General features: G+C 62.8%; 6 protein-coding genes. 3 read left to right on the plus strand and 3 right to left on the minus strand.

All coding sequences use genetic code 11. The features are described 5' to 3' along the window. Positions 1-94 precede the first annotated feature (94 nt). Together ABW043_RS12620 and ABW043_RS12625 are read right to left on the minus strand one after the other, a co-directional pair. Positions 95-2,092, minus strand: coding sequence for a MacB family efflux pump subunit (locus ABW043_RS12620; protein WP_353921560.1), 1,998 nt, complete (start codon positions 2,090-2,092; stop codon positions 95-97). A 13-nt stretch (positions 2,093-2,105) separates the two neighbouring features. Further along, entirely contained in the window at positions 2,106-3,302 is a 1,197-nt protein-coding gene (locus ABW043_RS12625; protein WP_353921561.1) for an efflux RND transporter periplasmic adaptor subunit, read from the minus strand. Between the two features lie 175 nt (positions 3,303-3,477). On the opposite strand from ABW043_RS12625, the gene ABW043_RS12630 reads away from it, so the two are divergent. Beyond that, entirely contained in the window at positions 3,478-4,254 is a 777-nt protein-coding gene (locus ABW043_RS12630) for an SDR family NAD(P)-dependent oxidoreductase (protein ID WP_353921562.1), read from the plus strand. A 47-nt stretch (positions 4,255-4,301) separates the two neighbouring features. Then, positions 4,302-4,964: a hypothetical protein gene (locus ABW043_RS12635; protein ID WP_353921563.1), complete on the plus strand. Its 663-nt coding sequence runs from the start codon at positions 4,302-4,304 to the stop codon at positions 4,962-4,964. 193 nt (positions 4,965-5,157) lie between these two features. Here ABW043_RS12635 and ABW043_RS12640 read toward each other — a convergent pair whose 3' ends face one another. Next, positions 5,158-6,192: an Ldh family oxidoreductase gene (locus ABW043_RS12640; RefSeq protein WP_353921564.1), complete on the minus strand. Its 1,035-nt coding sequence runs from the start codon at positions 6,190-6,192 to the stop codon at positions 5,158-5,160. Between the two features lie 157 nt (positions 6,193-6,349). On the opposite strand from ABW043_RS12640, the gene ABW043_RS12645 reads away from it, so the two are divergent. Next, positions 6,350-7,176 (plus strand): aromatic ring-hydroxylating dioxygenase subunit alpha (locus ABW043_RS12645; RefSeq protein WP_353921565.1); only part of this gene is annotated, 827 nt, incomplete at its 3' end.

A 7,176-nucleotide genomic window follows, 5' to 3' on the forward strand; every position in this document is an offset into this window, starting at 1 on the left:
GGGGCCTTTGGCAAGCACCGGGTTAGTAGGAAGGCCCCCTCACTCGGATTGCTGCGCAATCCGACCTCTCCCCCGAAGGGAGAGGTGAAGAGCCCTACTCCCGCGCCAATGCCTCAACCGGATCAAGCCGCGACGCCGATCTTGCCGGCATGAACCCGAACACAATCCCGATCAGGCTAGCCGACACAATCGCCAGCACAATTGATTCCGCCGAATAGACCAGCCTTGCCCCCGACACGAGCACCGACAGCCCCTGCCCTAGCGCGAAGCTGAGCCCCACGCCCGCCGCGCCGCCGACAAAACACACCAGCACCGCCTCGATAAGAAACTGCCGCAAGATGTCGCTCCGCCGCGCCCCGACGGCCATGCGAATACCGATCTCCTTGGTCCGCTCGCTGACCGACACCAGCATGATGTTCATCACCCCAATCCCGCCGACCACCAGCGAGATCACCGCAATGGTCGAGATGAGCAGCGTCATGGTCTGCGAGGTCGACTGGATGGTGGTGCGGATCGTGTCGGTATTTTGCAGGAAAAAGTCCTGCGTACCGCCATGGAGCCGCGTCAGCAATTCGGTGATCTCCGCCTCGGCCGTGTCCATGTCGTAGTCGTCGGCAATCCGCACCGCGACCGACGAGAGATAGGACTGGCCCAGAATGCGATCCATCACCGCCGTATAGGGCATGTAGACATTGGCCGAATTGCCGCCCGGCCCGAAGCCAGTCTGGTTGGCCACGACGCCGATGACCCGCACCGGCACCTTGCCCAGCATGATCACCTGCCCGATCGGGTCTTCGCCATTGGTGAAAATGGCGGTCACTGCATTCTGGTCGAGCACCGCTTCCTGCGCCCGCGTCGTCACGCTGGTTTCGGTAAAGCCCGAGCCTGACGAAAAGCTGCGGCCATTGACCTGGAAATAGTCCTCGCCAACGCCGGTGATGGAAGCGCTCGACGCCGTATTGCGATAGCGCACCGTCGCCTGGCTCGACACCTGCGGCGACACGCTATCGGCAAAGAGTTGGCCCGCCAGCGCATCGGCATCCGTCGGCTTCAGCGTCCGCACCCGCCCCGAGCGCATGTCGCCAAAGCCGGAGCCGGGATAGACATTGATCGTATTGGTGCCGATGGATGAAATGTTCTCGAGCACGCTCTGCTGGCTGCCCTGCCCCAACGCCACCACGGCGACCACCGAGGCAATGCCGATGATGATGCCGAGCATGGTGAGAAAGGTGCGCAGCTTGTGCGCGCCCATGGCCCGCAGCGCCATGGCGAGTGCCTCGCCCATGCGGTCGAGCCCCATCCGCCAGCTAGGCTTGCGCCGCACTTTTTCAACGCGGTTGGGCGTAGTCTGGCGCTCGCCGACGGAGCGGTCGTCGATGATGTCGCCATCGGCAATCTCGATCACCCGCTGGCACTGATCGGCGATCTTGGCGTCGTGGGTCACGATGATGATCGTGTGCCCATCGGCATGCAGCTCCTTGAGCAGCGCCATCAGCTCCTTGCCCGAGCGCGAGTCGAGTGCGCCGGTTGGCTCATCGGCTAGGATCACCTCGCCGCCATTCATCAGCGCCCGAGCCACTCTCACGCGCTGCTGCTGGCCGCCCGAAAGCGCATTAGGCCGGTGATGCAGCCGCTCCTCAAGGCCGAGCCGCGTCAGCAGTTGGGTCGCACGTTTCCGCCGCGCCGTCGCATCCGCACCGGCATAGACGGCCGGCACTTCGACATTCTCGACCGCATTGAGATCGGGCAGCAACTGATAGCGCTGGAAGATGAAGCCAAAATGCTCGCGCCGCAGCGCAGCCAATTCGTCCGCATCGAACTTGCTGACATCCCGGCCATCGAACAGGTACGTCCCCTCGCTAGCCCGATCGAGACAACCAAGGATATTCATCAGCGTCGACTTGCCCGAGCCGGACTGGCCGATAATGGCCACCATCTCGCCGCGATGGATATCGAGATCGACACCCTTCAGCACGGCCACGCTCTCCCCGCCGGCCGCAAAGCGGCGGACAAGATTCTTGATCGAGATGATGGGCTTTGCGCTTGCCGACTGGAGAGTGGAATCGGCGCGTTGCTTCAGCGTTGAATGCATCACGGAAAATCCCTCAGCGCATCGGAGGGCCGCCGAAGCCCATCATGCCGCCCCCCTGACGCTGGCCCGTTCCTGTCGAACGCGACACGGTCGCCAATCCACCGCTGACCACCTGCTGACCCTCTTCGAGGCCGGAGAGAACCTGCGCCGTGATATTGTTGTTGAGCCCAACCTCGATGCGCTGCGGCCGCGTCTCTTCGGTCTGCGGATCATAGACCATGACCATCACAGCCCCATCCGGTCCCTTGCGGGTCACCAGACTCGACGGCAACGTCAACGCGTCCTTCGCGTCCGCCAGCACAATCGTCACCTCGGCCGTCATCGAAATGCGCAGCCGGTGATCCGCATTGGGCACATCGAAGAGCCCGTTGTAGTAGATGGCGCTGCTCGAACTGTCCGATGTCGTATCGCTGCTGATCGAGGTCGGCGCCGGCTCGACCTCGCGAAGAGTCGCCTCGATACGATTGTCCGGTTCGCCCAGAATGGTGAAATAGACCTTCTGCCCCGGCACGACCTTGACCACATCGGCCTCGGAAATCTCCGCCTTGATCACCATGGTGTCGAGATTGGCGATTTTTGCGATGGTCGGGGTGGAGGAGTTCGCATTGAGCGTCTGCCCCTCCTCAACCACCAGCGCCACCACCGTCCCATCGCTGGGCGCAACGATCTGCGTGCGCGCCAGATTGAGCTTGGCCGAATCCACGGTGAGTTCTGCCTGGTCGATCTGCGCGCTGAGCTGGTCGATCTGCGCCTTGGACTGTTCCACCGCTGCCTGCGCCGTCTCAAGATCGGTCTGCGACACGAGGCTACCGGCGCTGAGCTGCGTATTGCGCGCCAGGGCCGCCTCGGCCTTCACCAGAACCGCTTCCTGATTGCGCTTCTGCGCTTCGATGCCGGCAAGCGCCGCCTGCGCCGACTTCACCGCGTTTTCCTGATCGAGACTATCGATCTCGGCGATGAGATCGCCCTTCTTCACATCCTGCCCGAGCGTGACATGGATGGCCTCGATGCGCCCCGACACTTCCGCGCCGACGCTGACCAGCGAACTGGCTTCCAGCACGCCCGTCGCGAGCACCGTTGTCTCGATATCGGCCTTGGTCACCGCGACAGTTTCCGGCACGGTCTTCGCTTCCGGCTGGCCCATGAAATACCACCAGCCTGCTCCACCGCCCGCGGCCAGCACCAGCAATACCGCAATTGTTTTAGCCACGCGCTTCAACGGTTTACACCTCGGTCAGGATTCTATCTCTGAGAAATACAGACTTCGGCAGTAGACTTCACGTTAGGCTTTGGCAATGCAGCCTTAAACTTTGGAAAGGTTGACGCCGCTGGCCTGCGGGTCCACCTTGCCGGCCTCCCTTTCTGACCTTCCTTCAGGACCTGAAATGTACCAGCTGCTCGACCCCAGCCGCTTTGTCGTCTTCATCACCGGCGCCACCTCGGGCTTTGGCGAAGCGGCCGCCCGCCGCTATGTCGCCGCCGGCGGCAAGGTGATTGCGACCGGCCGCCGCAAGGACCGCCTCGAAAAGCTGCAGGCCGAACTTGGCGCCGAAAACTGCTACATCATCGAACTCGACGTGCAGGATCGCGCCGCGATGGAAAAGGCCATTGCCGAAATCCCCGCGCCCTTCAACGAGATCAATATCGTCCTCGCCAATGCCGGTCTGGCCCTCGGCCTGCAGCCCGCCGCCGAGGCGGTGCTCGATGATTGGCAGACGATGATCGACACGAATATCTCGGGTCTGGTCTACACGGTGCGCCTGCTGCTGCCCGGCCTCATCGCCCGTGGCGGCGGCCATGTCGTCACCCTCGGCTCGGTGGCCGGCGAATATGCCTATCCCGGCGGCTCGGTCTATGGCGCGACCAAGGCTTTCGTAAAGCAGTTCGCGCTCAACCTGCGCTCGGACCTGCAGGGCAAGAATGTCCGCGTCACCAATATCGAACCTGGCCTGACCGAAACCGAATTCTCGCTCGTCCGCTTCAAGGGCGACGAAGGCAAAGCCTCCGCGCCCTATTCCAAGACCAAGGCCATGAACGCCGACGATATCGCCGAGAGCATTTTTTGGGCCACGACGCTCCCGGCCCACGTCAACATCAACAAGATCGAACTGATGGCGACCACCCAGGCCATCGGGCCGTTCGACATCTATCGCGAAGGCTGACAGGTCCCAACGGAACGGGCAGTATGGGGCCGATCGTGGAGGTCCTCATGCTGCCCCGTCTGCTTCTGCCGGCCCTGGTTGCCGCTCTCCTGCCCAGCGTCGCCCTCGCCGCGCCCGTCTCGCTGAAATCGCTCGGCGACACCTGCCTCGAAACCACCCTCAAGAACTGCACCGTGGCCGCGGCCGGCTATGTCGCCCCGCGCGACACGACCCGGCTCGCCTATCAGATCCAGTCCGGGGTCGACGAATATGAAGGCACGGCCGGCGGCGTGGTGGTCTTTGCCGAAACCGACGGGGCCTGGGAATTGCTCGCCAGCGATTTCAACGGCGTCTGGCATCAACTACCGCGCCTCTCCGAAGCCGAACCCATCCTCTTCCATCTGCCGGGAGTGACCGCCGGCACCGGCGCCTTCAATGCCGATGTGCTGTTCGAATTCTCCGTCGACGACAATGAGTGGCGCCGCGTCGATATGGACAGCTGGTGGGAGGGCGTCGAAGCAAAGCTCCCCGAGGGCCTCGAAATATGGAAGGGCGTCACCTACGATTTCGGCGAGGACTATTGGGGCGAATACGTCGCCCGCACAGGTCTGTGGAAGGACACCGACGCCAATTGCTGCCCGACCGGCGGCTCGGCGGTGATCCACTTAACGGTGGAGGATGGGGCACTCAAGGCCGGTGATGTGGACTACGAGGAGCCGAAGCCGGAGTAGCTGGAACAATCACCGGCCTCCCTTCTCCCCTTGAGGGAGAAGGTGCCCCAAAGGGGCGGATGAGGGGTATTCCTGCGGTGTGACCACAAGCTCCTCTGCGGAGTAAAGATACCCCTCACCCTGGCAAATCCGCTGAACGCGGATTTCCCTGTCCCTCTCCCTCAAGGGGCGACAGAGGGCCCCGAGCGTGGGACTAAAGCCCCAAAAACTTCACCGTATCCGGATCAACCGGTATCCCCTCGGCCTTCCGCCGATCCATCTCTTCCCATTCCCGATCCCCCGGCGCCATCACGCGACCGCCCTCGCGCACCCGCGACCCACGCAGGCTCTCGAGATAGCTCCCGATCGCCGCCGCAAACACCGCACGGCCGGCAAATTTGTCCGGATCGATCACCAGGACGAAATGTCCCATGTTCCGAGGCGTCGAAATATCGTCACCGCCATACATGGGGATGAAATCGGGATCGAGCGTCGTCCCCGTCAGCAGCGCCGAAAACAGCGTCGCCACCCCCGCCAGCGCCGCACCCTTATAGCCATAGTCCACCCCACCGAGCGGCAGCAGCATGTCCGCCTCATGCGGATCGGTCGTCGGCTGCCCATCCGGCGTCGCGGCAACGCCCTCGGGCAATTCCTTGTCGAGCGAGCGATGCAGCAGCACGCGATTCAGCGGAATGGAGGATGTCGCCATATCTAACAGCCACGGCCGCGCATTCGGCACGGGAGCGGCAAAAGCCAGCGGATTGGTACCGTGGAACTTCTGCGCCCCATCATAGAGCGCCACCATGGAATCGGTATTGGTCGTCGCGAAGGTGACAAACCCCTGCTCTGCACCCGCCAGCGCATAAGCGCCTGCGGCGCCCAGATGCGAGGAGTGCTTTATGCCAACCGCCCCGACACCAGCCTGCCGCGCCAGGTCGATCCCCACCTCGACTGCCTTGTAGGCCGCATAGTGCCCCAGCCCATCATCGCCATGGACCATGGCGCTCCCCGCGCCGCGACTTTCCACCTTCAGTTGCGGATTCTTGTTGAGCCGCCCGCCACCCAGCATCTTGCAATAGTGGCCGGTCAGCCGCACGCCATGGCTGTCCACACCCACCAGCGAAGCATGGATCATCGCCCTGATCGCCGCCGCCCGCGAAGCCTCGCTCGCCCCAGCCTCGGCTAGCCGCGTCTCAACGCGCTCCCGCACAAGGGCTTCGTCAAAACGCGGCGATACTTCATCAGTCATTGTAGGCTCCTCCTGCCGCAAACTCTGACCCACGACGTCATGCGCGGCAAGCGCTGTGGACAAGTGCCCATGCTTTAACCGCACACCACCCGCGCGCACTTTTTGTTGGCACTCGCATCCCGGGTCGCTATTCTGGAACAAAGTTGAGACCAGCCCCATGCCCAAAGCCCCCGATCAGACTACCAACGACCTTTGGCACGTCGTCGCCGCGACCGATGAACTCGCCATCGGTCTCGTCGAAACGACGCTGCTCCTTGATCGCCGCATCGCCCTGACGCGCGGCCTCGATGGCGAACCGGTCGTGTGGCTCGCGAGCGACGAAGAAAACGGCGACGAAATCGACGCTGAAACCGTGTTCGATCGCCTCCCGGTTCGCACTGCCTATGGCTACACCTGGACCTGCCTCGGCACGCCCTCGGCAGAACTCTTCCCAATCCCCGAATATGCCGAAGCCGACCGCACCAATATGAGCTGTGGCTCCATCGGCATCCACGTCTCGGCTCCCCGCGCCGTCGAAAACTTCCTCGACATGGGCCACTTCCCCTATGTCCACACCGACATTCTGGGGTCCGAGCCGCATACCGAGGTCAAGGAATACGACGTCGAGGTTTCCGAAGAACGCGACGAAGTGCTGGCCACCAAATGCAAGTTCATCCAGCCCATGGCCGCCAAATCGGCCGTCGGCGCCATGGAGGTCGAATACATCTATCGCGTGCCGCACCCCTTTTGCTCGGTGCTCTACAAGTCTTGCCCCGAGGATGAAAACCGCCGCGACGTCATCGGCATCTTCCTCCAGCCGATGACCGAAGAGCGTTGCCGCGCGCATCTTTTGCAGTCGATGATCGACTCGACGTCGACCATCACCGATCTGCGCCGCTTCCAGCAGACAATTTTCGGCCAGGATAAGCCCATCCTCGAAAACCAGTACCCAAAGCGCCTGCCTCTCGACCCGCGATCGGAAACCCCGATCCGTGCCGATAAGAG

This window comes from Devosia sp. (genome assembly GCF_040509215.1).
GTDB lineage: Bacteria > Pseudomonadota > Alphaproteobacteria > Rhizobiales > Devosiaceae > Devosia.